Annotated in this window: 21 protein-coding genes; 14 read left to right on the top strand and 7 right to left on the bottom strand. The window is 72.3% G+C overall.

Annotation, left to right across the window (positions count from 1 at the left end; translation table 11 throughout):
• Positions 1 to 150 precede the first annotated feature (150 nt).
• Positions 151 to 1,158 (top strand): YncE family protein, encoded by a 1,008-nt coding sequence (locus AB0G01_RS04330; RefSeq protein ID WP_360939523.1) that lies wholly within the window; start codon positions 151 to 153, stop codon positions 1,156 to 1,158.
• On the opposite strand, the gene AB0G01_RS04325 is transcribed toward AB0G01_RS04330, so the two are convergent.
• Positions 1,155 to 3,263, bottom strand: coding sequence for an MMPL family transporter (locus AB0G01_RS04325; protein WP_360939521.1), 2,109 nt, complete (start codon positions 3,261 to 3,263; stop codon positions 1,155 to 1,157). The genes AB0G01_RS04330 and AB0G01_RS04325 overlap by 4 nt on opposite strands.
• 123 nt (positions 3,264 to 3,386) lie before the next feature.
• On the opposite strand from AB0G01_RS04325, the gene AB0G01_RS04320 reads away from it, so the two are divergent.
• The gene (locus AB0G01_RS04320; RefSeq protein ID WP_360939519.1) at positions 3,387 to 4,133 is read left to right on the top strand and encodes a TetR/AcrR family transcriptional regulator; all 747 of its coding nucleotides are present in this window, start codon (positions 3,387 to 3,389) and stop codon (positions 4,131 to 4,133) included.
• Between the two features lie 69 nt (positions 4,134 to 4,202).
• On the opposite strand, the gene leuS is transcribed toward AB0G01_RS04320, so the two are convergent.
• Positions 4,203 to 6,977, bottom strand: coding sequence for a leucine--tRNA ligase (gene leuS / locus AB0G01_RS04315; RefSeq protein WP_360939517.1), 2,775 nt, complete (start codon positions 6,975 to 6,977; stop codon positions 4,203 to 4,205).
• A 182-nt stretch (positions 6,978 to 7,159) separates the two neighbouring features.
• Entirely contained in the window at positions 7,160 to 8,251 is a 1,092-nt protein-coding gene (locus tag AB0G01_RS04310; protein WP_360939515.1) for an esterase-like activity of phytase family protein, read from the bottom strand.
• Positions 8,252 to 8,359: 108 nt separating this feature from the next.
• On the opposite strand from AB0G01_RS04310, the gene AB0G01_RS04305 reads away from it, so the two are divergent.
• Positions 8,360 to 8,758: an SdpI family protein gene (locus AB0G01_RS04305; protein WP_360939513.1), complete on the top strand. Its 399-nt coding sequence runs from the start codon at positions 8,360 to 8,362 to the stop codon at positions 8,756 to 8,758.
• A gap of 149 nt (positions 8,759 to 8,907) precedes the next feature.
• Here AB0G01_RS04305 and AB0G01_RS04300 read toward each other — a convergent pair whose 3' ends face one another.
• A complete protein-coding gene (locus tag AB0G01_RS04300; protein ID WP_360939511.1) occupies positions 8,908 to 9,489 on the bottom strand; it encodes a YqgE/AlgH family protein in 582 nt (193 codons plus the stop codon).
• A gap of 234 nt (positions 9,490 to 9,723) precedes the next feature.
• Between AB0G01_RS04300 and AB0G01_RS04295 the strand changes: the two genes are divergently transcribed.
• Positions 9,724 to 11,013, top strand: a complete 1,290-nt coding sequence (locus AB0G01_RS04295) for an MFS transporter (protein WP_360939509.1) — start codon at positions 9,724 to 9,726, stop codon at positions 11,011 to 11,013.
• Here AB0G01_RS04295 and AB0G01_RS04290 read toward each other — a convergent pair.
• Entirely contained in the window at positions 11,010 to 11,279 is a 270-nt protein-coding gene (locus AB0G01_RS04290; RefSeq protein WP_360939507.1) for a LuxR C-terminal-related transcriptional regulator, read from the bottom strand. The two genes, AB0G01_RS04295 and AB0G01_RS04290, sit on opposite strands and share 4 nt — an antisense overlap.
• Before the next feature lie 95 nt (positions 11,280 to 11,374).
• A complete protein-coding gene (locus AB0G01_RS04285; RefSeq protein WP_360939505.1) occupies positions 11,375 to 12,811 on the bottom strand; it encodes a CCA tRNA nucleotidyltransferase in 1,437 nt (478 codons plus the stop codon).
• 129 nt (positions 12,812 to 12,940) lie between these two features.
• Between AB0G01_RS04285 and AB0G01_RS04280 the strand changes: the two genes are divergently transcribed.
• The 10 genes from AB0G01_RS04280 to AB0G01_RS04235 all read left to right on the top strand — a co-directional run bounded on the left by AB0G01_RS04280 (position 12,941) and on the right by AB0G01_RS04235 (position 23,374).
• Positions 12,941 to 13,486 (top strand): NUDIX hydrolase, encoded by a 546-nt coding sequence (locus AB0G01_RS04280; protein ID WP_360939503.1) that lies wholly within the window; start codon positions 12,941 to 12,943, stop codon positions 13,484 to 13,486.
• Positions 13,483 to 15,756 (top strand): DUF6049 family protein, encoded by a 2,274-nt coding sequence (locus tag AB0G01_RS04275; protein ID WP_360939501.1) that lies wholly within the window; start codon positions 13,483 to 13,485, stop codon positions 15,754 to 15,756. The genes AB0G01_RS04280 and AB0G01_RS04275 overlap by 4 nt, the downstream gene beginning before the upstream one ends.
• Positions 15,753 to 17,384 carry a murein biosynthesis integral membrane protein MurJ gene (gene murJ, locus AB0G01_RS04270; RefSeq protein WP_360939499.1) on the top strand — a complete coding sequence of 544 codons (1,632 nt, stop codon included), beginning with the start codon at positions 15,753 to 15,755 and terminating at the stop codon, positions 17,382 to 17,384. Before AB0G01_RS04275 ends, murJ begins: the two co-directional genes overlap by 4 nt.
• Before the next feature lie 37 nt (positions 17,385 to 17,421).
• Positions 17,422 to 18,948, top strand: a complete 1,527-nt coding sequence (locus AB0G01_RS04265) for a protein kinase family protein (protein ID WP_360939497.1) — start codon at positions 17,422 to 17,424, stop codon at positions 18,946 to 18,948.
• 22 nt (positions 18,949 to 18,970) lie between these two features.
• Complete coding sequence (locus tag AB0G01_RS04260; RefSeq protein ID WP_360939495.1) at positions 18,971 to 19,225, top strand: hypothetical protein; 255 nt, start codon at positions 18,971 to 18,973, stop codon at positions 19,223 to 19,225.
• A gap of 38 nt (positions 19,226 to 19,263) precedes the next feature.
• The gene (gene sigM, locus AB0G01_RS04255; RefSeq protein ID WP_015105846.1) at positions 19,264 to 19,881 is read left to right on the top strand and encodes an RNA polymerase sigma factor SigM; all 618 of its coding nucleotides are present in this window, start codon (positions 19,264 to 19,266) and stop codon (positions 19,879 to 19,881) included.
• The gene (locus AB0G01_RS04250; protein ID WP_360939493.1) at positions 19,878 to 20,618 is read left to right on the top strand and encodes a hypothetical protein; all 741 of its coding nucleotides are present in this window, start codon (positions 19,878 to 19,880) and stop codon (positions 20,616 to 20,618) included. The genes sigM and AB0G01_RS04250 overlap by 4 nt, the downstream gene beginning before the upstream one ends.
• A 95-nt stretch (positions 20,619 to 20,713) precedes the next feature.
• Positions 20,714 to 21,706, top strand: a complete 993-nt coding sequence (gene trxB, locus AB0G01_RS04245) for a thioredoxin-disulfide reductase (RefSeq protein ID WP_360939491.1) — start codon at positions 20,714 to 20,716, stop codon at positions 21,704 to 21,706.
• Between the two features lie 26 nt (positions 21,707 to 21,732).
• Positions 21,733 to 22,062: a thioredoxin gene (trxA, locus tag AB0G01_RS04240; RefSeq protein WP_360939489.1), complete on the top strand. Its 330-nt coding sequence runs from the start codon at positions 21,733 to 21,735 to the stop codon at positions 22,060 to 22,062.
• Between the two features lie 169 nt (positions 22,063 to 22,231).
• Entirely contained in the window at positions 22,232 to 23,374 is a 1,143-nt protein-coding gene (locus AB0G01_RS04235; RefSeq protein WP_360939487.1) for an N-acetylmuramoyl-L-alanine amidase, read from the top strand.
• A 356-nt stretch (positions 23,375 to 23,730) separates the two neighbouring features.
• Here the strand turns inward: AB0G01_RS04235 and AB0G01_RS04230 are convergent, their stop codons facing one another.
• Positions 23,731 to 24,726 carry an ElyC/SanA/YdcF family protein gene (locus tag AB0G01_RS04230; protein WP_360939485.1) on the bottom strand — a complete coding sequence of 332 codons (996 nt, stop codon included), beginning with the start codon at positions 24,724 to 24,726 and terminating at the stop codon, positions 23,731 to 23,733.
• Positions 24,727 to 24,915 lie beyond the last annotated feature (189 nt).

Here is a 24,915-nt window from a genome sequence, read left to right as displayed (position 1 = left end):
CGGACACACTTGTGGCGCGCTGCCGCCCGCCCCGCCGTCGCGGGCGGCAGTCGACCCGGCACGCCGGACAGATCACCCGTTCCAGCGAAGAAGCCACTCGTCCGTAGGACCACGGTGGCCGGTCCCGTCGGCCGGTGCTGCGATTCGTGCATGTCCACCAAGCGAGCGGTCCTCGGCATCGCGGTACTGCTCGTCGTCTGCTGCACGCTCGCCTACCAGACCCCCGCGCCCGTCGTGGTCCCGGTGGCCGGCGACCAGGTCCAGCGGGCGTACCTGGTCTCCCACGACGGCCTGGTCGAGGTGCTGGACACCCGGACCGGCTCGGTCCTCTCGCACGACGACACCGGCGCGTGGACGACGGGCGCGGCCGTGTCGGCGGACGGCAGGCGGGTCTTCGTGGTCAACGGCCGGGCGGGCGACATCACCGCCGTCGCGCCCGGTGCCGGTGTGGTGGGCCGCATCGACACCGGCGCGCAGTTGGCGCAGGCCGTGCTGCGGCCGGACGGGCAGCGCCTGTACGTCACCGGGGGCGACGTGGTCGCGGTGATCGAGCCGGAGCCGTTCCGGCTGGTGGCGACGATCCGGGTGGGCAGGCAGCCGCAGGGCATCGCGATCACCCCGGACGGCGAGGAGCTGTACGTGGCCAACGCGCAGGACGGCACGGTCAGCGTGGTGGACACCAAGTCCACCACGCTGATCGGCACGGTCGAGGTGGGCGGGCTGCCGCAGCACGTCGCGGTCGCGCCGGACGGCGGCGAGGTCTACGTGAGCTCGCTGCACCTGGGGGACAGGCCGGGCACGATCACCGCGATCGACGCGAAGACCCGCAAGGCGGTGTGGTCCATGCCGATCGGGCAGGGCGCGGGCAGCGTCGCGGTGACCCCGGACAGCAGGCACGTGTACGTGGCGCTGGACCGGTCCGTGGTCGTGCTCGACACCACCAAGGGGTCCACGACCACGCTGGACGTGGACGTGGACGTGGAGAGCCTGGCCATCGCGCCCGGCGACCGCCGGGTCTTCCTGGCCGGCGGCAAGACCACGACCGTGCTGGACAGCGCGGACAACTCGGTGCTGGCGACGTTCCACCTGAGCGGGCTGGACGGCGACGGTCGCGGCTTCGAGGCCGCGACCGTCGCGTTCGAGCCCTCGCCGGGCTAGACCCGGGCGGGCACCTTCTCCTCCTCGACCGGGGGCGCGTCCTCGTGGATCGCCATCCGCTCCTGGATCCGCCGCAGCGGTCCGGGGGCCCACCACGCGGCGTCGCCGAGCAGCTTCAGCACGGCGGGCACGAGGAGCATCCGCACCACCGTGGCGTCCAGCGCCAGCGCCAGGATCATGCCGACGCCGACGAACCGCATCATGGTGACCTGCGAGAACGCGAACGCCCCGGTCACCATGATCAGCAGCAGCGCGGCGGCGGTGATCACCCGACCGGTCTTCGCCAGGCCCGTCGTCACCGCCTCCTCGGTGGTCGCGCCGCGACCGCGCGCCTCGACCATGCGGGACAGCAGGAACACCTCGTAGTCCGTGGACAGGCCGAACACCATGGCCGCCATCAGCACCACGATCCCGGATTCCAGCGGGGCGGGCGTGACGCCGAGCAGCGACGCCCCGTGGCCGTCCTGGAACACCCACACCAGCACGCCGAACGTGGCCGCGAGCGACAGCGCCGACATCACGACCGCCTTGACGGGCAGCAGGATCGAGCCGAACGCCAGGAACATCAGCACGAACGTCGCGCCGACCAGGAGCAGCACCATCCACGGCAGCTTGTCCTCGATGGCGTCCAGGCTGTCGGAGACCATCGCCGTGCTCCCGCCGACGAGCACCTCGCCCGACCCCGGCGGGGCGAGCGCGCGGACGTCCCGCAACGCCCGCTTGGACTCGTCGGAGAGCTGGTCCTGCTCCAGACCGGCGTTGAGCAGCCACACGCCGTTCTCGGGCTCGGCGGCGAACCGCACGTCACCGACGCCGGGCACGTCACCGACCCGCGCGAGGAACTCCTGGGCGTCGGCCGGCGACGGGTCGCCGGTGAGGACGATCTTCATCCCGCCGGACGCCAGCCCGGCGAAGTCCCGGTTGATCGTCTCGGCGGCCACTCGCGCGGCGTTGCCCTCGGGGAGCACCTTCTCGCTGACCTCGCCGAACCGCACGCCGAGGAACGGCGCGGCGAGCGCCACCAGCACGCCGACGATGGGCAGCGCGAACAGCAACGGCCGCTTCATGACCCGGCCGGCCAACCGCCGCCAGCCCTCCTCGGACGGCGTCCTGTTCCCGCGCCACGGCACGCCCAGCTTGTCCACCCGGTGGCCGAGGACGCCGAGCAGCGCGGGCAGCAGGGTCAGCGACACCAGCGCGGCGATCGCGACCGCCGACATGCCGCCGTAGCTGAGCGACTTGAGGAACCCGTGCGGGAACAGCAGCAGCCCGGCCAGCGCGATCACCAGCAGCGTCGCCGAGAACGCCACCGTGCGGCCGGCCGACAGCACGGTCCGCTTGACGGCGGCCTCGACGCCGCGCCCGGCGGCCAGCTCCTCCCGGAACCGGCCGACCATGAACAACCCGTAGTCGATCGCCATGCCCAGCCCGAGCAGGCTGGCGACGTTGACGGCGAACGAGTTCACCTCCGTGCCGAGCGACACCGCGTGCAGCACGCCGAGCGAGGCCATGATCGTCAGGCCGCCCACCGCGACCGGCAGCGACGCGGCGACCAGGCCGCCGAAGATGATCACCAGCAGGACCAGCACGATGGGCAGCGACACGGCCTCGGCCTTGGTCAGGTCCGAGGACGACATGTCGTTGATGGCCTTCTGCGTCGGCACGAGGCCGCCGACCTGCTGCGTCACGCCGTCGACCCGGAGCTGGTCGGCGATCTGCTCGTACTGCTTGACGTGCGTGTTGGAGTCGGTGCCGCGCAACGTGATCGCGACCAGCGACTTGCCGGCCTCCGGCGACGGGAACGGCGGCTGCACCTGGAGCACCGCGTCCTGCGGCAGCTCGGCCAGTCGCGCGGAGATCCTCCCGAGGGCCGCCTCGTCCACCGTGTCGTAGACGACGATCACGTCGCCGCCCTGGCGGCCGAACGCGTCCTGGGCCACCTGGTTGGCGCGCGCCGACTCGCTGGAGGGCGCGTCGTAACCGCCCTGGCTGAGCTTGTCGAAGACGCCGAGCCCCCACACCCCGCCGGCCACCGCCAGCACCACCGTCGCGATCAGCACCACCCATCGGCGGCGGTACGCCAGCGATCCCCAGTTCGCGAACACGCGTCCTCCCAAGCTGATGCGTTACGGTGGCGTGAATGGTGTGAACTGTGTAAACACCGTTCACCGAAGTCTGGGCCGACCGTACAACCGGTGAACACCGCGGACAACCCGATGGGGTGACATATGACCGAGGCCACCCGCCGTGAACGCCTGCGCGCGGAGACGGAGCGTGACATTCGTCGGCAGGCGCGTGCCCTGCTCGTGGCACACGGCCGGGACGCCGTCACCCTCCGCGCCATCGCCCGGGAGCTCGGCATCACCGCCCCGGCGCTCTACCGGTACTACGACTCGCGCGAAGACCTGCTGCACCACCTGGCCGACGACATCTGCACCGACCTCGCCGCCGAGCTCAACGACGGCCTCGCCCGCATCCCGGACGACGACGTGACCGCGCAGGTCCACGCCGTGTGCCGGGGCTTCCGGCACTGGGCGCTGGCGCACCCGCAGGAGTTCGCGCTGGTGTTCGCGTCCACGGAGACCGCGCTCGGCGCGCGCGGTCCGGGTCCGGACGGGCGCGGGCAGGTCGGCGACCAGTTCGGCCGGGTCTTCCTGGAGGTCGCCGGGCGGCTGATCGCGAGCCACCGCGTGCCGCACGACCACGGCGAGCACGTGCCGGACTCGCTGCACTCGGACCTGGAGGTGTTCCAGCGGGTCCTGATCGACGCGGTCGGCGCGCGCGGCATCCCGGCCGACGGCGACCTGCTGCCGCTCAGCGCGGTCTACCACATCACCCAGTCCTGGGTGCGGCTCTACGGGCACGTCGCGCTGGAGGTCTTCGGGCGCTTCCCGTTCGCGGTGGCCAACCCCGAGCCGCTGTTCGACTCGATGCTCGCCCAGCTCATCGGCGAGATGGGCTTCGACAGCCGCTGACGGCCCGCCGCGCGGACCCCGCCCGGCGGCGGCGCACCGCCCGCGGTGGACGGCGCGCCGCGAGCGGGGTCACAGCACCACGTTCACCAGCCGGCCCGGCACCACGATCACCTTGCGCGGCTCGCCGGTCAGCAGCTCGGCCACCTTCGGCTCACCCAGCGCCGCCGCCCTCACCTCGTCCGCCGACGCCGACGCGGCCACCACGACCCGGGCCCGCACCTTGCCGTTGACCTGGATCGGGTACTCGACGGTGTCCTCCACCAGGTACTTCTCCTCGGCACGCGGGAACGGCCCGTGCGCCAACGACTCCGGGTGCCCCAGCTTCGCCCACAGCTCCTCGGCCACGTGCGGGCACAGCGGGGCCAGCAGCAGCACCAGCGGCTCGGCCAGCGCGCGCGGCGCGCCGCCCGGGAAGTGCTTGGTGACGAAGTTGTTCAGCTCGATCAGCTTCGCGCCCGCCGTGTTGTAGCGCAGGTTCAGGTAGTCGTCGTGCACACCCGCGATCGTCTTGTGCAGCAACCGCACCGCGTCCTCGGCCGGCACCTCGTCGGTGACCCGAGGAGCGCCGGTCTCCTCGTCGACCAGGTTGCGCCACAGGCGTTGCAGGAACCGCTGAGCGCCGACGACGTCCTTCGTCGCCCACGGGCGGGACACGTCCATCGGGCCCATGGACATCTCGTACAGCCGGAAGGTGTCCGCGCCGTACCGGTCGCACATGTCGTCCGGCGTCACGACGTTCTTCAGGCTCTTGCCCATCTTGCCGTACTCGCGCTTGACCTCCGCGCCCTCGAAGAAGTACTTTCCGCCGCGCTCCTCGACCTGCTCGGCCGGCACCGGCGCGCCCCGCTCGTCGCGGTAGGCGTAGGCCTCGATGTAGCCCTGGTTGAACAGCCGCCGGTACGGCTCGTCACCGGACACGTGGCCCAGGTCGAACAGCACCTTCTGCCAGAACCGGGCGTACAGCAGGTGCAGCACGGCGTGCTCCACGCCGCCGATGTACAGGTCGACGCCGCCCGGGTCGTCCGCGCCGTGCTCGGTCGTGCGCGGGCCCAGCCAGTAGCGCTCGTTCTCCGCGTTGACGAACCGCTCGGTCTCGGTCGGGTCCACGTACCGCAACTGGTACCAGCAGGAACCCGCCCAGTTCGGCATGGTGTTGGTCTCGCGGCGGTACTTGCGCGGCCCGTCGCCCAGGTCCAGCTCGACCTCGACCCACTCGTCCGCGCGGGACAGCGGCGGCGACGGCTCCGAGTTCGCGTCCTCCGCGTCGAACGTGCGGGGCGAGTAGTCGTCCACGTCGGGCAGCTCGATCGGGAGCATCGACTCGGGCACCGCGATCGGCGTGCCCTGCTCGTCGTAGACGATCGGGAACGGCTCGCCCCAGTACCGCTGGCGGGAGAACAGCCAGTCGCGCAGCTTGAACTGCACGGTGCCCTCGCCGCGGTCGTGCTCCTCCAGCCAGGCGATGACGGTCTTCTTGGCCTCGGCGACGTCCAGGCCGTCCAGGAAACCGCTGTTGATCGCCGGGCCGGTACCGGTGTACGCCTCGCCCTCGAAGCCCTCGGCCGGCCGCACGGTCCGGATGATCGGCAGGTCGAACGCCGTGGCGAAGTCCCAGTCCCGCTGGTCCTGGCCGGGCACCGCCATGATCGCGCCGGTGCCGTAGCCCATCAGCACGTAGTCGGCGACGTAGACCGGGATCTCCGCGCCGGTGGCCGGGTTGACCGCGTGCGCGCCGGTGAAGACGCCGGTCTTCTCCTTGTTCTCCTGGCGGTCCAGGTCGGACTTGCGGGCCACCGCGCGGCGGTACTCGGCGATCGCGTCCACCCGGTCGGGGGCGGCGATCCCGTCCACCAGCGGGTGTTCGGGGGCCAGCACCAGGTAGGTCGCGCCGAACAGCGTGTCGGGGCGGGTGGTGAACACCTCGACGTCGTGCCCGCCGACCGCGAACCGCACCCGCGCGCCGTGCGAGCGGCCGATCCAGTTGCGCTGCATGGACTTGACCTTCTCCGGCCAGTCCAGCCGGTCCAGGTCGTCGATCAGGCGGTCGGAGTAGGCGGTGATCCGCATCATCCACTGGCGCAGCGAGCGCCGGAACACCGGGAAGTTGCCGCGCTCGCTGCGGCCGTCCGCGGTGACCTCCTCGTTGGCCAGCACGGTGCCCAGGCCGGGGCACCAGTTCACCGGTGCCTCGGACAGGTACGCCAGGCGGTGGCCGCCCAGCACCTTCTGCCGCTCCGCACCGGTCAGCTCCGCCCACGGCCGGCCGTCCGGGGTGGGCCGCGCGCCGGCCGCGTACTCGGCCTCCAGCTCGGCGATCGGGCGCGCCTTCCGCACCCGGTCGTCGAACCAGGAGTTGAAGATCTGCAAGAAGATCCACTGGGTCCACTTGTAGTAGCCCGGGTCGATCGTGGAGATCCGGCGGCGCTCGTCGTGGCCCAGGCCGACCCGGCGGATCTGCCGCAGGTAGGTCCGGATGTTCTCCTCGGTGGTCTTGCGCGGGTGCTGCCCGGTCTGCACGGCGTACTGCTCGGCGGGCAGGCCGAAGGCGTCGAAACCCATCGTGTGCAGCACGTTCCGGCCGGTCATCCGGTGGTACCGGGCGTACACGTCGGTGCCGATGAAGCCCAGCGGGTGGCCGACGTGCAGGCCCGCGCCCGACGGGTAGGGGAACATGTCCTGCACGAACAGCTTGTCGGCGGGCACCTCGCCCCGGAGCGGCCCGACCGGGTTGGGCGCGTGGAACGTCCCGCGCTCCTCCCACTCCCGTTGCCACCGCTGCTCGACCTCGGCGGCCAGCTCGGCGGTGTAGCGGAACGCGGGCGTCTCGGACGCGTCGGTGCTCATCTGGGTTTCCCTTCGGTTGCCGGCCCCTGGCAAGACGAAACCCCCCAGCCCAGGACAGGCATGAGGGGTTGCCGCGCCGACCCTGGTGTGGGTCCGCGCGGCTAGCTGAGGAGCAGGCGGGCCGTGCTCATGACGTCAACGGTAGCAGTCGACGCCGAGGCCGCGCTCGTCCCGGCCCGGCCTCAGCGGACCGCCAGGGCGATGAACCGGGTGACCTCCTCGGCGGCGAAGTTGTCGTCGGCGACCAGCACGAGCGTGCGCTCACCGGAGGGCAGGCGCGGGCCCCAGGCCAGGCCCTCGACGTTGTCGATCAGCGGCAGCGGGAAGTCGTCCAGGTCGGCGACCAGCGTCTTGCGCACCGGCTTCGCGGCCGTGTCGCGCAGGCTCGCCACCCCCTTCACGTCGGTCGAACCCCACAGGTCGATCTCGTAGAGCCGCACCTTGTAATCCGATCCGGGCACCCAGCTCCGCTCCAGGGTGAAGTAGTGGCCGGGGTGGCGCGGGTCGGCCAGGATCGCGGGCACGCCGGTGTCCGGACCCCACGGGCCGGGCTCGGGTGCGGCGAAGAGCGGCTCCAGCGGGTAGGCGTGCTGGGAGAGCACGTGGCCGAACCTGGTCTGCACGGTGATCCGGGCCAGGGACCCCCGGTCGACGGTCGACTCCTCGCCGTCCTGGAGCAGCGGGCCTTCCACGATCGAGGTCACCAGCCCGCCGGCGGCGTCGAACGTGATCGCCTCCAGGGCGCGGTTGCCGCGCGGGCCCGCGTCCGGGGTGATCGCGTAGTTCGCGGGCAGCGGGAGGGTGGACCGGTGCGCGCCGGCGCGGGTGGAGCGCTGGATCGACGGCTGGACCGGCGTCGCGGCCCGGTTGCCCTCCTGGGACCACCAGTAGTCGCCGGTCAGCGGGTCGACCCGGACGTCCTCGGGGTCCACGGCGTTCGCCGGGTACGTGCCGCCGTCCGGGCCGCGCAGCGGCGTGGTGCCGGTCAGCGCCACGTCGTGCACGCCGGTCGCGTCGACGTCCAGCCGTGCGGTGTAGATCCGGACCGGGTCGATGTTCGAGCGGTCGTCGCTGATCAGGACGTACTCGCCGGTCCGGGGGTCGCGGTCGATGCCGGACAGGCCGCCGACCGTGGTGTTCTGGAACAACGACTTGTGGGGGAGCGTCGCGTGGCCGAGGTACCGGGCCTGCGGTGCGGCGGCAGCCGCCGGGGTGGTGGCGGCGACGGTGCCGACGACCAGCGCCACGGCGGCCAGCCAAGATCGAGATCTCATGGTGCCGAGCCTGCCGGTGCGGTGATCCGCGCGATAGCGTCAGTCGGGTGACACCGTTCAGCGGACCTGGTTCGCCCGGGGTCGACGCCCGCGCTTACCCTCGACGGCGTGAACATCGTGCTGCTTGTGGTGCTCGGGCTGGTCGGTGGCTCTCTCGGGGCCGTCGGCGTCCTGGGGATGCGCGGTCGGCTCCCCCGGAACAGGTTCTTCGGGGTGCGCAGCAAGGCCACGCTGCGTGACGACGAGGCGTTCACCCTCGCCAACAAGGTGGCCGCGGTACCCACCGTCGTGGCGGGCGCGATCGCCCTGGTCACGGCGGCGGTGGTCGCGGTCGACCCGTCGACCGCGCTGGTCGTCGGCCTGATCGGGCTGGTCGGCGCGCTGGTGATCGCCGGTGCCGGCGGCGTCCTGGGCCACCGCGCGGCCGAGGCCCTGCCCGAGCCCGAGACCTCCGGCTGCGGCGGCTGCGCGTGCGCCGGGGCGTGCGGCGTCCTCCAGCGCGCCTGAGCGACGTCCGCGAGCGGGCTACCGGGACGCCCCACCCGTGGCCGGGTCGGCGGCCGAGGCGAGCACGACCAGGGTGAGCGGAGTCCGGACGAGGCCGGTCACGACGACGGCCCGTTCGTCGTCGTCGGGGGAGAAGCGGGCGCGGTGCGCTAGTTGCGGCGGACGTCGGTCGGGAAGGTCGCCAGCAGGGCCGTCGGCATCCCCTGGCGGCGCAGCACCCGGCCCCACAGGTCGCTGTTCGGCGGGGACAGCACGTCGTCGGGCAGGCCGGGGACCACGATCCAGTCGCCGCGCTCGATCTCGCCCGCCAACTGGCCGTCGCCCCACCCCGAGTAGCCCGCGAACACCCGCAGCCCGCGCACCCTGGCGACCAGCGCGTCCGGGTCCGAGTCGAGGTCGATCAGCGCGACCGGGCCGTGCACGTTCACCACGCCCTCGATCGACCGGTGGTCCTCGCCGGTGCGCAGCGCCGCCAGGCACAGCGCCGTCTTCTGCTCCACGGGCCCGCCGATGTACACCGCCTGCGGCCGGGTCACGTGCGGCCCCCACGCGGGCAGCACGTCGTGCACGGCGACCTCGCTGGGCCGGTTGAGCACGACGCCCAGGGTCCCCTCGCCGCGGTGGTCGATGACGTAGACCACCGTGCGGCGGAAGTTCGAGTCGGTCAGGCTCGTTGCCGCGACCAGCAGGGAACCCGGTTCGACTTCCGCATCAGGACGCACGGGGACCATGATCCCAGACGACCCGGATCACCCCGGGAGCGGAACATCCGGGTTACCGTGGTCGTTGCACCAACCGTCGGACGCCATCGAGTCCCCCGGGCCCAACATAAACCGCCTTCGCGGAATACCGTCCGGCTGGAGCCGCGCAGCGCGACCCGCCGAGAGGCGACCGGGCGTCCGACCCGGGGAGGCCGGACCCGCACGGGTCCGGCCTTCGCGGTGGGCAAGGCTTAGAGTCGTCGGGTGACGACTGCCGGTCCCGCCACGGCGAAGCACCACCTCGGTGCCCGGAAGCTCTTGGCGAACGCGGACTTCCGCAGGCTCTTCACCACGCGGCTCGCGGGCCAGTGGGGCGACGGCGTGTTCCAGGCCGGACTGGCCGGTGCGGTCCTGTTCAACCCCGAGCGGCACGCCGACCCGCTGGCGGTGGCCGCCGGGTTCGCGGTGCTGCTGCTCCCGTACTCGGTGGTCGGCCCGTTCGCGGGCGCGCTGCTGGACCGCTGGGACCGGCGGCGCGTGCTGCTCGTGGCGAACCTCACCCGCGCGGTGTTCATCCTGGTCACGGCCGCCGCCGTCGGGGCCGGCCTGGACGGCGTGCCGCTGTACGCGGCGGCCCTGCTGGTCACCGGGGTCAGCCGGTTCGTCGGCTCCGGCCTGTCCGCGTCGCTGCCGCACGTCGTCGGACCGGACCACCTGGTCGAGGCGAACGCCTTCGTCACCACCCTCGGGTCGCTCACCACCGTGCTCGGCGCGGGGTGCGCGGTCGGCCTGCGCGGGCTGTTCGGCGAGGGTGACGGCGGTTCGGCCTGGACCACGGCGTGCGCGGTGGTCGGCCCGCTGGTCGCGGCGTTCCTGGCGGCCCGGTTCCGCCGGGGCGCGCTCGGCCCGGACGAGGTGGACGAGCCGAGCCGCACGGTGACCGCCGTCGCGATGGGCCTGCTGGACGGCGGGCGGGCCGCCTGGCGCGCGCCCGCCGTGGCCGCCTCGCTGGCCGGGCTGCTCGCCCACCGGGCCGCGTTCGGCGCGTCCCTGCTGCTCACCCTGCTGCTGATGCGCAACGGGCTGGAGGACTTCGGCCCGTTCCGGGCCGGCCTGGCGGGGCTCGGCGAGGTGGCCCTCGCCGGTGGTGCGGGCCTGCTGCTCGCGGGCCTGGTGACCGACCGGCTGGTGGCTCTGTTCGGCCGCTCCGGCGCGATCTGCGGCGCGCTCGGCCTGGCCGCCGCCGCCCAGCTCGCGCTCGGCCTGCCGATGGTGCTGCCGACCATCCTGGCGGCGTCGTTCTTCCTGACCTTCGCGGGCCAGGTGGTGAAGCTGTGCGTCGACGCGTCCGTGCAGGGCGACATCGGCGACGAGGTCCGCGGCCGGGTGTTCGCCCTCTACGACACGCTGTTCAACATCGTGCAGGTCGTGGCGATCTCGGCCGCCGCCGCCGTCGTCCCCCTGGACGGCCGCTCACCCGGCCTGATCATCGCCGCCGCGTTCACCTACCTGGTCGGCGCGGTCGCCTACCTGGCACTGGCGCGGCGGCGCTAGCCGAGCGCGCCCGGCACCGGCAGCCGGATGACCCCCGTCTCGTGGGCGAAGACCACGGCGGCCATCCGGTCGCGCAGGTTCAGCGCCCGCAGGATCTCGGTGACGACCAGTCCCACGTGCGGGTGGCTCACCGCCAGCACGCGCGCTATCTCGTGGTCGGCGAGCCCCCTCGCCAGGCAGCGCAGCACGGCCCGCTGCTGGTCGCTCAGCGCGGCCAGGCCCTGTTCCCGCGTCACGCCTTCGGTCGACAGTCCCCACGTGTTCACCCGAAACCACCCCCAGTGTGCGTCCGACGCACACAGTCATGGTCCCGCAACTGCGTGTCACTTGGCTAACGGAAAGCGGGTGATTCAGCCATCAGTCAGCCGGGTGGTTCGATTCCCTCCGACCGCGCCCACGCGTGCAGCTCGGTGATCGCCTCGTCGTGGTCCAGCGGTCCCCGGTCCAGCCGGAGCTCCTTGAGGAACTTCCACGCCCGCCCGACCTGCGGTCCCGGCGGCAGGCCGAGCAGCCGCATGATCTCGTTGCCGTCCAGGTCCGGCCGCACCCGGCGGAGGTCCTCCTCGGCGGCGATCCGGGCGATCCGGCGCTCCAGCTCGTCGTAGGTGCGCTGGAGCGCGTTGGCCTTCCGGCGGTTCCGGGTGGTCGAATCGGCCCGCACCAGCTTGTGCAGCCGGGAGAGCAGGTGGTCGGCGTCGGTCACGTACCGGCGCACCGCCGAGTCCGTCCACTCGCCCGAGCCGTAGCCGTGGAACCGCAGGTGGAGGTACACGAGCTGGGCGACGTCCTCGACGATCTCCTTCGAGTACCGCAACGCCCGCAAGCGTTTGCGGACCATCTTCGCGCCGACCACCTCGTGGTGGTGGAACGAGACGCCGCCGCCCTCCTCGAACCGCCGGGTGTCCGGCTTGCCGATGTCGTGCAGCAGCGCGGCCAGCCGCAGCACCAGGTCCGGTTCGGGGGTGTCCTCCAGGTCGATCGCCTGCTCCAGCACGACCAGCGAGTGGTGGTACACGTCCTTGTGCTGGTGGTGCTCGTCGATCTCCAGCTTCATCGCGGGCAGCTCCGGCAGCACGACGTCGGCCAGCCCGGTGGCCACCACCAGCTCGACGCCCGCGCGCGGGTGCGCGCCGGTGAGCAGCTTGGACAGCTCCACCTGCACGCGCTCCGGCGTGATCCGGGCCAGCTCGTCCGCCATCGCGGTCATCGCGTCGACCACGCGCGGCGCGGGCGTGAACCCGAGCTGCGACACGAACCGGGCGGCGCGCAGCATCCGCAGCGGGTCGTCGGAGAACGACTCCTGGGGCGTCGCCGGGGTGTCCAGCACCCGCGCGGCCAGCGCCGCCCGCCCGCCGGTCGGGTCGACCAGCTCCCGGGCCACGAGGTCGAACGCCATCGCGTTGGCGGTGAAGTCCCGGCGCACCAGGTCGCCCTCGACGGTGTCGCCGAAGGTCACCTCCGGGTTGCGGGTCACGCCGTCGTAGGCGTCCGCGCGGAACGTGGTGATCTCGACGGTCTGCCCGTGCCGGGTCGCGCCGACCGTGCCGAAGGCGATGCCGGTGTCCCAGACCGCGTCCGCCCACCCGGCCAGCAGCTTCTGCACGGCGGGCGGCCGGGCGTCGGTGGTGAAGTCCAGGTCGAACCCGCTGGAGAGCCGCCCCAGCAGGGCGTCCCGCACGCTGCCGCCGACCAGGTACAGCCGGTGGCCGGCGGCGGCGAACCGCCGGGCCAGATCGTCGGCCACGGGGAAGCCGCTCAGCAGTTCCACCACATCGGTGGACACGTTCGATTCGGACACGAAGAGCCAGCGTACTGGTACGGGGCGCACGTCCCCGCACGGATTCGGCCACGCCCCCACCGGGTCGATCACAATGCGCAACAGGGTCGCCACGCCCTGTGATCACCGCTCACCACTACCATCAGGACCATGCCCCACTCGTCCGGTCGCTCCGGCGGTCCCAAGCCGAGGCGCCGGAACCGACGCCGAGGCCGCCGCCTGAGGACGGTGGACGAGACCTCGGCGGGCGGGCTCGTGCTGGACGACCTCCACCGGGCCGCCGCGATCATCGGCCGGCTGGACCGGCGTGGCAGGCTGCTCTGGTCACTGCCCAAGGGTCACATCGAGGCCGGCGAGACGGCGGAGCAGACCGCGGTGCGCGAGGTCGCCGAGGAGACCGGTATCCATAGCAGGGTGCTCCGGCCCCTCGGCTCGATCGACTACTGGTTCGTCGCCGAGGACCGCAGGGTGCACAAGACCGTCCACCACTTCCTCCTCGAAGCGCTGGGCGGCGAGCTATCCGACGAAGACGTGGAGGTCACCGAGGTGGCGTGGGTGCCCCTTGGCGAACTGGACGAGCGACTCGCCTACGCGGACGAGCGACGTCTGGTGCGCCGGGCCGTCGAGCTGCTCGATTCAGCCCCGGCCGGGCTCGACCTGGCCGACGCCAACGTGGATGGAGCGGAGTACGCGTGAAACGGCTGCTGGCCGTGCTCGCGACGGCTGGAATCCTCGTCGTCGGCTCACCCGGGGTCGCCGGCTCGACCGCGATCGCCGCTCCGGCGGACGGCGGCCGGATTCCGGTGAAGCCCGCGCCCGCCACCCAGGTGTGGGCCACCCGCCCGGCCTCCTACCAACCCGGCAGCACGGCGCAACCGCTGCTGCGGCTGGACATCGAGGACCTGTCGCCCCGGCTGGTCACCGCCGGCACCGACTCGGTCACGATCACCGGCAAGATCGTCAACGTCGGTGACCGCGACATCGCCGACCTGGAACTCCGGCTGGAGCGCGGTGAAGCGCTGACCAGCGAGGAGGCCGTCCGGCAGGCGTTGCGGGAACCCACCGACGCGGAGTCCGTGCAACCGTGGTTCACCCGGATCGCGGACGAGCTGAAGATGGGCCAGAGCAAGCCCTTCAGCCTGACCGTGCCGGTGCGCGGCCCGGAGAACACCTCGCTGCGCATCGACCAGCCCGGCGTCTACCCGGTGCTGGCCAACATCAACGGCAGCCTGGAGCGCGGCTACCGCGCCCGGCTGGCCGCGCTGAGCACCCTGCTCCCGGTGCTCGCGGTGCCGGGCGGCGACGCCCTGCCCGTCCCGGCGAACCCCGCGAAGATCACCGTGCTGTGGCCGCTGGCCGACCGGCCCCGGATGGTGTCCGACGGCCTCGAACCGGTCCTCGCCGACGACGAGCTGGCCTCCTCGCTGGCCCTCGGCGGTCGGCTGTACGGGCTGCTCAAGGCCTACGAGTCGGCCCTGGAGGGCCCGCTGGGCGGCGGCGTGTGCCTGGCCGTCGACCCGGACCTGCTGCGCACCGTGCAGGCCATGGGCAAGGGCTACCAGGTCCAGGGTCGGGGGGCGGGCAAGGGCCGCAACGAGGCCGAGCTGTGGCTGGCCCAGCTCCGGCTGCTGGCCGGCGGCCGGTGCGTGGTGGCGCTGCCCGACGCGGACGCCGACCTGGTCGCGCTGTCCCGGGCCCGGCTGACCGACCTGGTCGCGCTGGCGGCCAAGGGCGCGGACGAGGTGCACGACGTGCTGGAGGTGCGGGCGCTGCCCGGCCTGGCGTGGCCGGAGGACGGCGTGCTGGACCAGCAGGCGCTCACCGACCTGGCCGCGCAGGGCGTCACGTCCCTGGTGGTCGACCAGTCCGCGGTCGCGGGCACGCCGGGCAGCGGCCCGGTCACCCTCGACGCGGGCGGCAAGCCGATCACCGCCGTCCGGATCGACGGCATGGTGTCCGACGCGCTGCGCGGCGCGGCGGTGCCCCGCTCCCTGGCCGGCGGCATCACCACGCCGACCGAGACCCGCCCGGTGTCGGTCCAGAACGCGCTCGCCGCGCTCGCCTACCGGACCGGCTTCCAGGCCGCCGGGCAGAACGTCGTGATCAGCCCGCCGCGCCGGTGGAACGCGCCGACCGGCGAGGTCAACACGTTCCTGCAAACCACGAAGGGCCTGGTCGCCTCCGGGTTCGCCACCCCGGTCGGGCTCCAGGCGCTGGTCGGCTCGCCGGCCGAGCAGACCGCGGCGCTGAGCTACCCGGTCGAGTCGGGCGCGCAGGAGGTGCCGCCCGCGGTGACCGCCGAGGTGGCCGAGTCCTGGCGGCAGCTCCAGGAGCTGCTCAAGGCGATGAGCCAGCAGGACCGCGAGTCCACCAAGCCGGACGAGCTGGTCGCGCCGCTGCGGCTGAGCCTGCTGCGGTCGGTGTCCGGCGCGTGGCGGGGCAACGAGACGGGCGCGCGCACCGCGCTGGCCGTCGCCGACGAGCAGCTCTCCGGCCTGCGCGGCAAGGTGTCGGTGACCGAGCCGAACAGCCTGATCCTGCTCGCGTCCGGCGACAGCCCCATCCCGGTGACCATCCGCAACCGGTTGGACGTGCGGATCACGGTCCGGATCGTGGTCGAGGAGACCCCGGGCATCGTCACCCAGCAGCTCCCGGACCAGCTGCTGCCGGCGGGCGGCGACCGGCAGCTCACCGTGCCGGTCGAGGTGCAGCGGTCCGGCCGGTTCCCGGTGCACGTCCGGTTGACCACGCCGGACGGCGTGGAGCTCGGTGACCGGGCCCGCCTGGAGGTGTCCTCCTCCGCGTACGGGACCATCACCATCGTCATCACCGTCCTCGCCGGCGCTCTGCTGGTCCTGCTGTCCGCCCGGCGCATCTACCGGCGGGCGCGGGCCTCGCGGGCCGCCGCGTCAGCGGTGCCGAACGACGCCGCCGGCGTCACGCCGGAGAAGTCGAGCACGAGTTGAGCGGAACACCCACGGTGGCCGAGCAGGCGAAGCCCCCCTCGGTGGCACGGGCCTCCGGCTCGATGGCCATCGCCACGATCGTCAGCCGCGCGTCCGGGCTGCTGTCCAAGCTGATGCTGATCACCATCATCGGCTCGGGCATGCTCAACGACTCCTACCAGGCCGCCACCACGCTGCCGACGATGATCAACGAGCTGCTCCTGGGCGGCGTGCTGACCAGCGTCGCGATCCCGCTGCTGGTGCGCGCCGAGAAGGAGGACGCGGACCGCGGCGAGTCCTACGCGCAGTGGCTGATCACCATGTCGGCGGTCCTGCTGGGCGTCGGCACGGTGATCGCGGTGGCCTGCGCGCCGCTGCTCACCGCGATGTTCACCAAGGACTCGGACCAGGCCAACCCGGAGCTGGTCACCGCGTTCGCCTACCTGGTGCTGCCCGGCATCGTGTTCTACGGCCTGTCGGCGCTGCTCGGCGCGATCCTCAACACCCGCAACGTGTTCGGCCTGCCCACCTGGGCACCCGTGCTGAACAACCTGGTGATGATCCTGACGCTGGTCGTGTACTGGCTGATGCCGGGGGAGATCACGCTCGACCCGGTGCGCATGGGCGAGCCGAAGCTGGTGGTGCTGGGCCTGGGCACGGTGCTGGGCGTGGGCGTGCAGGCGGCCGTGCTGCTGCCCGCGATGAAGCGCACCGGCTTCCGGTTCCGCTGGCGGTGGGGCTGGGACCGGCGGCTGGCCGAGTTCGGCGGCCTCGCGTTCTGGGTGCTGCTCTACGTCGGGTTCGGCATCGCCAGCATGGCGATCCTGACCCGGGTCGCGCTGAACGCCGAGGGCGCGCTGACCGCGTACAACTTCCAGTGGCTCGTCGCACAGGTGCCTTACGGCGTGCTGGGCGTCTCGCTGCTGACGGCGTTGATGCCGAAGATGGCCCGTGCCGCCGCCGCCGCCGACGTGGACGCGCTCGTGGGCGACCTGTCGTTCGGCAACCGGATGTCGGCGATCCTGCTGATGCCGTTCAGCGCGTTGATGACCGTCGCGGGCCTCCCGATCGGGCTGGCGATCTTCTCGCACGGCGCGTCCGGCATCGCCGGCGGCGAGCGGGTGGGCATGGCGCTGGCGCTGTCCGCGTTCGGCCTGGTGCCGTACGCGATCACGCTGCTCCAGCTACGGGTGTTCTACGCGTTGAAGGACGCGCGCACGCCGACGTTGATCCAGGGGATCATCGTCGTGGTCCGGATCACGCTGCTGTACGGGTTCCTGGAGTTCGCGCCGCGCGAGAAGCTCGCGGTGGGCGTGTCCATCGCGATGTCGCTGAGCTTCGTGGTCGGCTGCCTGGTCGGCCAGGTGTGGCTGCGGATCAGGTTGGGTCGGCTGCGCACGGGGTACACCGCGTGGACGATCTGCCTGACCGTGGTGGCGTCGGCGGTCGGTTTCGGAGTGGCGGCGGGCGCGGCGCGGCTCGCCGTGCACCTGCTGGGAACCGAAGGCCCGGTGGTCACCGCGTGGGTGGAGTTGGTGGTCCTCACGATCGTGGGGTTGCCGCTGAGCTTCGCGCTGCTGGCCGTGTTCCGGGTACCCGAGGTGAAACCGGTGACGAACAAGATCATCCGACTGGTGCGGCGGCGATGACCGCGCCCTTCCGACCGATTCCCGTACCCTCGGGCGCGTGAGCAGCGGCCCGATCCAGAACACCTCGCTGGTACCCGGCGGGGTGATCGGCGACGGCCGCTACCGGCTGCTCGCCCAGTCGGGTGTCGACCAGCGGTGCGCCGCGCACCTGTGGCGCGGTCGCGACGGCCAGCTCAACCGGGACGTGGCGCTGACCATCCTGGTGGGCAACCCGACCGACCACACCGCGCTGGCCCGCGCCAAGCGGACCGTCGAGCGCGCGATGCACGCCGCGAGCTTCACCCACCCGGGCGTGGCCCGGGTGATCGACGTGCTCACCCCCGGCACCGGAATCCGGTTCGACGAGGGCATCCTCGGCATGGTCGTGGCCGAGTGGACGCGCGGCACCGACCTGATGGACCTGGTCGCCGAAGGTCCGCTGCCCGCCGGCGCGGCGACCAAGCTGCTGGGGCCGCTGGGCGCGGCCATCGAGGGCGCGCACCACGCGGGCCTGGTGCTCGGCGCGGACCACCCGCAGCGCATCCGGGTGACCTCGGACGGCCGGCTGCGGCTGGCGTTCCCCGGCCCCCGGCCGGACGCGATCGCCCGGGACGACGTGAAGGGCCTGGGCGCGATCCTGTACCTGCTGCTCACCGGTCGGTGGGCGCTGCCCGGCGGTCCGGAGGACGTGCCGGTGGCCCCGACGGGACCGGACGGGGCGGTGGTCGCGCCGAGCGCGCTGCACCCGTACGTGCCGCACGAGCTGTCGTCGGTGGCGGTGCGCTCGCTGGAGGACACCAGCGTGGGCGGCATCCGCACGTCGGCGGCGATCCTCCAGGTGCTGGACCAGATCTCCGAGTCCGAGGCGCAGACCGCGCTGATCGAACCGGTGCCCGAGCCGGGCGACGACGGCGCGGTGTGGACCACCCAGCGCCCGCCGCGCGGCAAGGACCACAAGCGCAAGCTGCTGATCAGCGTGGCCGTGCTGGCCATCGCCACGCTGGCCGTGGTGGTGTGGCTGGGCTTCCAGATCGTGAACTTCTTCAGCGACGCCCCCGCCGGGAACGGCGGCCCGACCGTGGTGATCGGCCAGTCCACCCCGCCGGGTTCCGGCGAGCCGGCACCGCCGCCGCCCCCGGCACCCGCCGGGCCGGTGCAGCCGGGGTCCGTGGGCGTCTACGACGTGACGAACCAGCCGGACAACGCGAACCGGGCGAACCGGGCGGTGGACAACAACCCGACGACGGTCTGGCAGACCGAGAACTACTTCGAGCCGTTCCCGTCGCTCAAGCCGGGGATCGGGCTGATGTCGAGCTTCGCCGAGCCGGTGAAGCTGGCGTCGGTCGCGGTGACGTCGCCGAGCGAGGGGACCGTGGTGGAGATCCGGGTGGCCGCGTCGGACGGCGCGCCGCTGGAGGAGACCAAGGTCATCGCGGTGGCCACCCTGTCGGCCGGGCAGACCCAGATCCAGCTCGACGAGCAGGACGCGACCCAGCACGTGCTGGTGTGGATCACCAAGCTGGGCGGCAGCGGGCGCAACAACAGGTCCGAGATCGCCGAGCTGGTCTACACGCGGGCCCAGTAGCCCGGCCGCGAGAGGAACCCCGATGCCCCCGAAGCGCACCACCGCGCACCTGCCGCTCGCCGCGCTGCTGCTGGCGGTGTCCGTGCTGACCGTGGGCGGCGAGTCGCTGCCCTGGGTGCGGGGCGCGCTGCTGTCGCTGGCCGGCGCGGCGATCGTGGTGTGGGCGGTCGGCTACCGGCGGCTGCGGCTGCGCCGGGCCGCCGAGGCGGACGCCCCGGGGACCACCCCGGACGCCGCCCCGGAGACCACCGCGTCCGGCACTGCACTGAACGGGTGATCGGAGCAACACGGACGAGGGCCGATACCCTCTGACCTGTGACCGCCGCAGCCAGCTCGGACGCAGACCTCATCGCGGCGCATGCCGCGGGCGACCCGCACGCGTTCTCGGAGCTGGTGAAACGGCACCGAGACCGGATGTGGGCGGTCGCGCTGCGCACGCTGCGGGACCCGGAGGAGGCCGCCGACGCGTTGCAGGAGGCGTTCATCTCCGCCTTCCGGGCCGCCGCGAGCTTCCGGGCCGAGTCGCAGGTCACCACCTGGCTGCACCGAATAGTGGTCAACGCCTGCCTGGACCGGATGCGCAGACGGCAGACCCGACCCACCGTGCCGCTGCCCGAGGCCGGGCCCGGCGAGCCGGTGGCCCCGCGCGACGCGATGGCCGAGCGGGAGACCCGGCTGGTCGTGCAAGCGGCGCTCGCGGAGCTCCCGGAGGAGCAGCGCGCCCCGATCGTGCTGGTCGACGTCGAGGGCTACTCGGTGGCGGAAACGGCCCAGCTCCTGGGGATCGCGGAGGGCACCGTCAAATCGCGGTGCGCTCGCGGCCGGGCGAAGCTGGCCAAAGTTCTGGGGCACCTCCGGAACCAAAGTGCAGATGCGAACGTCCCAGTGACCGATGTGCAGGTGCAACAGGGACGTCAGTTGGAGGAACGATGACCGGCAATGTGCGGCGCTCCGGGCCGCCGTGGTCCGTCGACCTGCTGGCCGATCTGCACGCCGGGGTCCTGGACCCCGGTAGCGAAGCCGAGCTGCGGTCGGCGGTGGCCGAGGACCCCGAGGCCCAGGCGGTCCTGGCCGCGCTCGACGCCACGCTCGACGACCTGCACAACCTGCCGCCGATCCCGATGCCGCGACAGGTGGCGGACCGGATCGACGCCGCGCTGGCAGCGGAGGCCCGCCCCGTCGCGCCGGTGGTCGACCTGGCCGCCAAGCGTCGCAAGAAGCAGCTCGGCTGGGGTGCGGGGCTGCTCGCGGCGGCGGCCGTGGGCGTGGGCGTCGTGGTCGTCTCGACGCAGGGCGACACCGTCGCACCACCGCCCGGCGACCAGGTGGCGCTGCCGACCAGCCCGTCGACCAGGCCGGCCCCGGGCGACGGGGCCCCGCTCGCGGTCAAGGGCAACGACTTCGGCCCGGTGTTCGGCGACGTGCTCAAGGCGCAGAACTACGGCCCGCTGGAGAACCAGGACAAGCTCGCGGGGTGCCTCCGAGGCGGGGACATCGTCGGCTCGAAGCCGCTCGGCGTCAGCCCGATCACCCTCGACGGGCGGGACGCCGTGATGGCGATCCTCCCCGGTGGCAAGCCCGGGGCGTTCCAGATCGTGGTGCTCGACCCCGAGACGTGTGGTCCGGACAACCCCAACGGGGTGCTCGCGAAGAGCAGCATCACCCCGTAGTAGTCCACCTCACCCGTCCGATGAGGAATCAGTGCCCCCTACGATCCGTTGAAGGCAGTGCAGGCCATGCCTGTCACGACTAACGGAGGTCGAGGGTGTCGGACGTTCGGAACCTGATCGTCGTGGGATCGGGGCCCGCCGGGTACACCGCCGCGGTCTACGCGGCGCGCGCGCAGCTCGAACCACTGGTGTTCGAGGGCTCGCAGTACGGCGGCGCGCTGATGACCACGACCGAAGTCGAGAACTACCCCGGCTTCCGGGACGGCATCATGGGCCCCGACCTCATGGAGCAGATGCGGGAGCAGGCCAAGCGGTTCGGCGCGGAACTGCGCGCCGAGGACGTGGAGTCGGTGGAGCTGGCGGGCGACGTCAAGTACGTCACCGCCAACGGCACCCGCTACGCGGCCCGGACCGTGGTGCTCGCCATGGGTGCGGCGGCCCGCTACCTGCACGTCCCCGGTGAGCAGGAGCTGCTGGGCCGGGGTGTGTCGGCGTGCGCGACGTGCGACGGCTTCTTCTTCCGCGACCAGGACATCGCGGTGGTCGGCGGCGGCGACTCGGCGATGGAGGAAGCGACCTTCCTGACCCGGTTCGCCCGGTCGGTGACGATCATCCACCGCCGTGAGGAGTTCCGGTCGTCCCGGATCATGCTGGAGCGCGCGCGCAGCAACGAGAAGATCAAGTGGCTGCTCAACGCCGAGGTCACCGAGGTGGTCGGCCAGGGCACGGTGTCCGGCGTGAAGGTCAAGGACACCCGGACGGGTGAGATCAGCGAGCACCCGTTCACCGGCTTCTTCGTCGCCATCGGCCACGACCCGCGCAGCGAGCTCGTGCGCGGCCAGGTCGACGTGGACGACGCCGGCTACGTCAAGGTCGCGGGCCAGACCACGTACACCGACGTCCCCGGCGTGTTCGCCGCCGGAGACCTGGTGGACCACACGTACCGGCAGGCGATCACCGCCGCCGGCTCGGGCTGCTCCGCCGCGATCGACGCGGAGCGCTGGCTCGCCGAGCACGGCAACCCCGAGGCCGCGTTGTCCTCGGAGCACGTCGGCGGCGGCTACAGCGAGCCCGTCACCACCAGCTAGCACCCGTTCCGACAGAGGAGAGCAACATGGCAGGCGCCACCGTGCCGGTGACGAAGGACACGTTCCTGGAGAACGTGCTCCAGAGCGAGAAGCCGGTCCTGGTCGACTTCTGGGCGACCTGGTGCGGCCCGTGCAAGATGGTCGCGCCGGTGCTGGAGGAGATCGCGGCCGAGCACGCCGAGAAGATCACCGTGGCGAAGCTCGACATCGACGCCAACCCGTCGATCGCGCGGGACTACCAGATCATGTCGGTGCCGACCATGATCCTGTTCCAGGGCGGCAAGCCGGTGAAGCAGATCGTGGGTGCGAAGCCGAAGGCGGCGCTGCTCAACGACCTCTCCGACGTCCTGTCCTGAGGCAACCCGGAGCGTGACCCGTCCGTCAAACCAAAGACGGACGGGTCGCGCTTTTTCGTGGGGGCGGCCACTCCCAGTAGCCCAACGTGGGTCATCCGTTCAGGCAAGGCACAATGAGACGTCAACCGGCGCATCGACGGATGTCGGTGCCATAGCGAACGAGGGGTACATGCCGCTACTCCGCCGCGGGGATTTCGGTCCGGACGTCGCCGAGGTCAGGGCCACGCTGACCGGGCTCGGGTTGCTGTCCGATCCGCAGCCGTCGCAGGTGTTCGACCTCCCGGTCGAGCACGCCGTGCGCGCGTTCCAGCAGCAGCGGGGTCTCATCACCGACGGCATCGTCGGCCCGGCCACGTACCGCGCGCTGCGCGACGCCACGTTCCGCCTGGGCGACCGCCCACTGGCGTTCCTCATGGCCCAACCGGTGACCGGCGACGACGTGTCCGCGCTCCAGGAACGCCTGCTGGAGCTGGGTTACGACGCCGGGCGCGCGAACGGCGAGTTCGGCCAGCAGACCGAACAGGCGCTGAGGAGCTTCCAGCGCGACTACGGGCTCGTCATCGACGGGATGTGCGGTCCGGACACGGTGCGGGCGCTGCGGCAGCTCCAGCCCAAGGTGCGGGGCGGCAGGCCGGTGTTCCTGCGCGAGCAGGAGCGGGTGCGCAAGTCCGGCCCCAGGCTGTCCGGCAAGCGGATCGTCATCGACCCGGGTCACGGCGGCGAGGACCGCGGTGTCGTGGTCGACGGCGTGTCCGAGGCCGAGGTGATGTTCGACCTGGCCAGGCTGCTCGAAGGCAAGATGGCCGCGACCGGCATGGAAGCCCTGCTCACCCGGGGCCCCCACCACTGCCCGGACGAGGGCAGCCGGGCGAAGTTCGCCAACGAGGCGGGCGCGGACCTGATCCTGTCGCTGCACAGCGACGCGAACCCGTCGGCCGTGGCGGCGGGCATCGCGAGCTTCCACTTCGGCACGGGCAACGGCACGTCGTCCACGGTCGGCGAGGGCCTGGCGGGCTTCATCCAGCGCGAACTAGTGGCGCGGACGGGGATGCGCGACTGCGGCACCCACCCGAAGACGTGGGACATGCTGCGGATGACGAAGTGCACCGCCGTGCGCGTCGAGGTGGGCTACCTGACCAACCCGGGCGACCGGGCGAGGCTCGCGAACCCGTCGTTCCGCGACGTCGTGGCCGAGGGCATCCTGGTCGCGGTGAAGAGGTTGTACCTGCTCGGCAAGGACGACCAGCCGACGGGCACGTTCACCCTGGACGACCTGATGAGGCACGAGCTGACCACCGGGCAGGCCCGGTAGCCGATCGGACCGCGCCACCACAGCACGCGGTCGTGATCCGGGTGCGGAACCTCCGCACCACCCGCACCCGGATCAACCTGCGGCGGACAGGTGGTCGAAGGCGCTCGGGGGGCGGAGGTCATCCGGCCAGCCGACGCGGGAGGACCGCGACCAGGCGTTGGCCGTGCTCCGCCTGGCCGATCTCGGCGTACGAGGAGCGAAGATCCGGCTGGTGCACCGCACCGAGGACGAACGGGTGCCGTCCGCCCTGCCGCTACGGCTCCCTGCCGCAGCGGCAGCGTTAGCGCGGGACTGGTGGGATCGCCTCGGCGCGGCTTGCGCAGGGCCGTCCAGGACTCGAAGAACCCACCGCCCGGCTAGGCCAGCACCAGGAACAGGTAGAGGCCCACCAGGAGGCCGCACACCAGCACGTGCGGGATCGGCCTCCTCGCCAGGATGGCCACGAACTCGCGCAGGAACGCGCTGGGCCAGAAGTACCACGCCGTGCGCGAGCCGATGACCTCGGTCCTCATCCGCAGGCGGCGGGCGAGTACGGCGGTGCGGAACACGTGGTAGTTGTTGGTGACCGCGACCGTCCGGCCGGTGTGGCCGCGTTCTTCGAGCAGGGCCTTGCTGTACCTCAAGTTCTCCTCGGTCGTCGTGGCCCGGTCCTCCAGCACGATCACGTCGTCGGGCACCCCGCGGTCCAGCAGGTACCCGCGCATCGCCACCGCCTCGGACGTCTCCTCGTCGGCACCCCGGCCCCCGGAGACGACGATCACCGGCGCGTGCCCCGCCGTCACCTCGCGGTGGTAGACCCTGGTCGCGCGGTCGAGCCGGCCGGCCAGCAGGGGAGGCACGCGGTCGCCCATCAGGCCCGCGCCGAGCACGATCACCGCGTCGAAGCCGGTCCGGCGGCCGGTCTTGCCGTAGATGATCGAGTACAGCAGCAGGCTGACGAACAGGAACGCGACGTACGCGGCGGTGATCACCAGCGAGCCGACGACCGCGTGCACCCACGTCCGGTCGTCGGCCACGGCGAAGATGAACACCCCCGCCAGCGTGATGATCGCCAGGCCGGTGAGCAGCGACAGCAGGTTGCCCAGGGCCCGCCCCTCACGCCGCAGCATCACCACGCCGTTGATGATCAGCACGACCGGCAGCACGAGCCCGGAGCCGAGCAGCGCGATCACGAAGGCGTACCCGATGACGTGGTCCAGCCACTCCGGCAGGTCGTCCCGCGACACCAGCCAGAGCAGGGAGAACACCAGGGTCAGGCCGAGCCAGACGGCGTTGGCCACGCGACGGCGGTCACGACGCACGCCCAGGACGAATAACACGGCCGTCATCACGGCGAGGATCGCGTACAGCACGCGGTCAAGGTAATCCGATCACCGGACGGGTGTCGCACCGCGTTACCCGACCGGCACCTCCCAGGGAGGGAAGACCGGGCACCACCGCTCCCCGGCACCCACCGGACGGCACACCTCCGGCGGCCTTGGCCACCGGTTCCGACCGGGGTCACCGCGCCAGACCGCGCTGAACCAGCGCTGAATCGCCCT

It is taken from the genome of Actinosynnema sp. NPDC023587, from assembly GCF_040640215.1.
Classification (GTDB): Bacteria; Actinomycetota; Actinomycetes; order Mycobacteriales; family Pseudonocardiaceae; genus Actinosynnema.
This window is presented reverse-complemented; position numbering and strand designations above follow the sequence as displayed.

Coding starts and splice junctions, on each gene's coding strand:
- AB0G01_RS04330 (WP_360939523.1), top strand. CDS start 151: ATGTCCACCAAGCGAGCGGTCCTCGGCATCGCGGTACTGCTCGTCGTC.
- AB0G01_RS04300 (WP_360939511.1), bottom strand. CDS start 9,489: ATGGTCCCCGTGCGTCCTGATGCGGAAGTCGAACCGGGTTCCCTGCTG.
- AB0G01_RS04250 (WP_360939493.1), top strand. CDS start 19,878: ATGACCGGCAATGTGCGGCGCTCCGGGCCGCCGTGGTCCGTCGACCTG.
- AB0G01_RS04235 (WP_360939487.1), top strand. CDS start 22,232: ATGCCGCTACTCCGCCGCGGGGATTTCGGTCCGGACGTCGCCGAGGTC.
- AB0G01_RS04280 (WP_360939503.1), top strand. CDS start 12,941: ATGCCCCACTCGTCCGGTCGCTCCGGCGGTCCCAAGCCGAGGCGCCGG.
- AB0G01_RS04260 (WP_360939495.1), top strand. CDS start 18,971: ATGCCCCCGAAGCGCACCACCGCGCACCTGCCGCTCGCCGCGCTGCTG.
- trxA (WP_360939489.1), top strand. CDS start 21,733: ATGGCAGGCGCCACCGTGCCGGTGACGAAGGACACGTTCCTGGAGAAC.
- AB0G01_RS04320 (WP_360939519.1), top strand. CDS start 3,387: ATGACCGAGGCCACCCGCCGTGAACGCCTGCGCGCGGAGACGGAGCGT.
- leuS (WP_360939517.1), bottom strand. CDS start 6,977: ATGAGCACCGACGCGTCCGAGACGCCCGCGTTCCGCTACACCGCCGAG.
- AB0G01_RS04310 (WP_360939515.1), bottom strand. CDS start 8,251: ATGAGATCTCGATCTTGGCTGGCCGCCGTGGCGCTGGTCGTCGGCACC.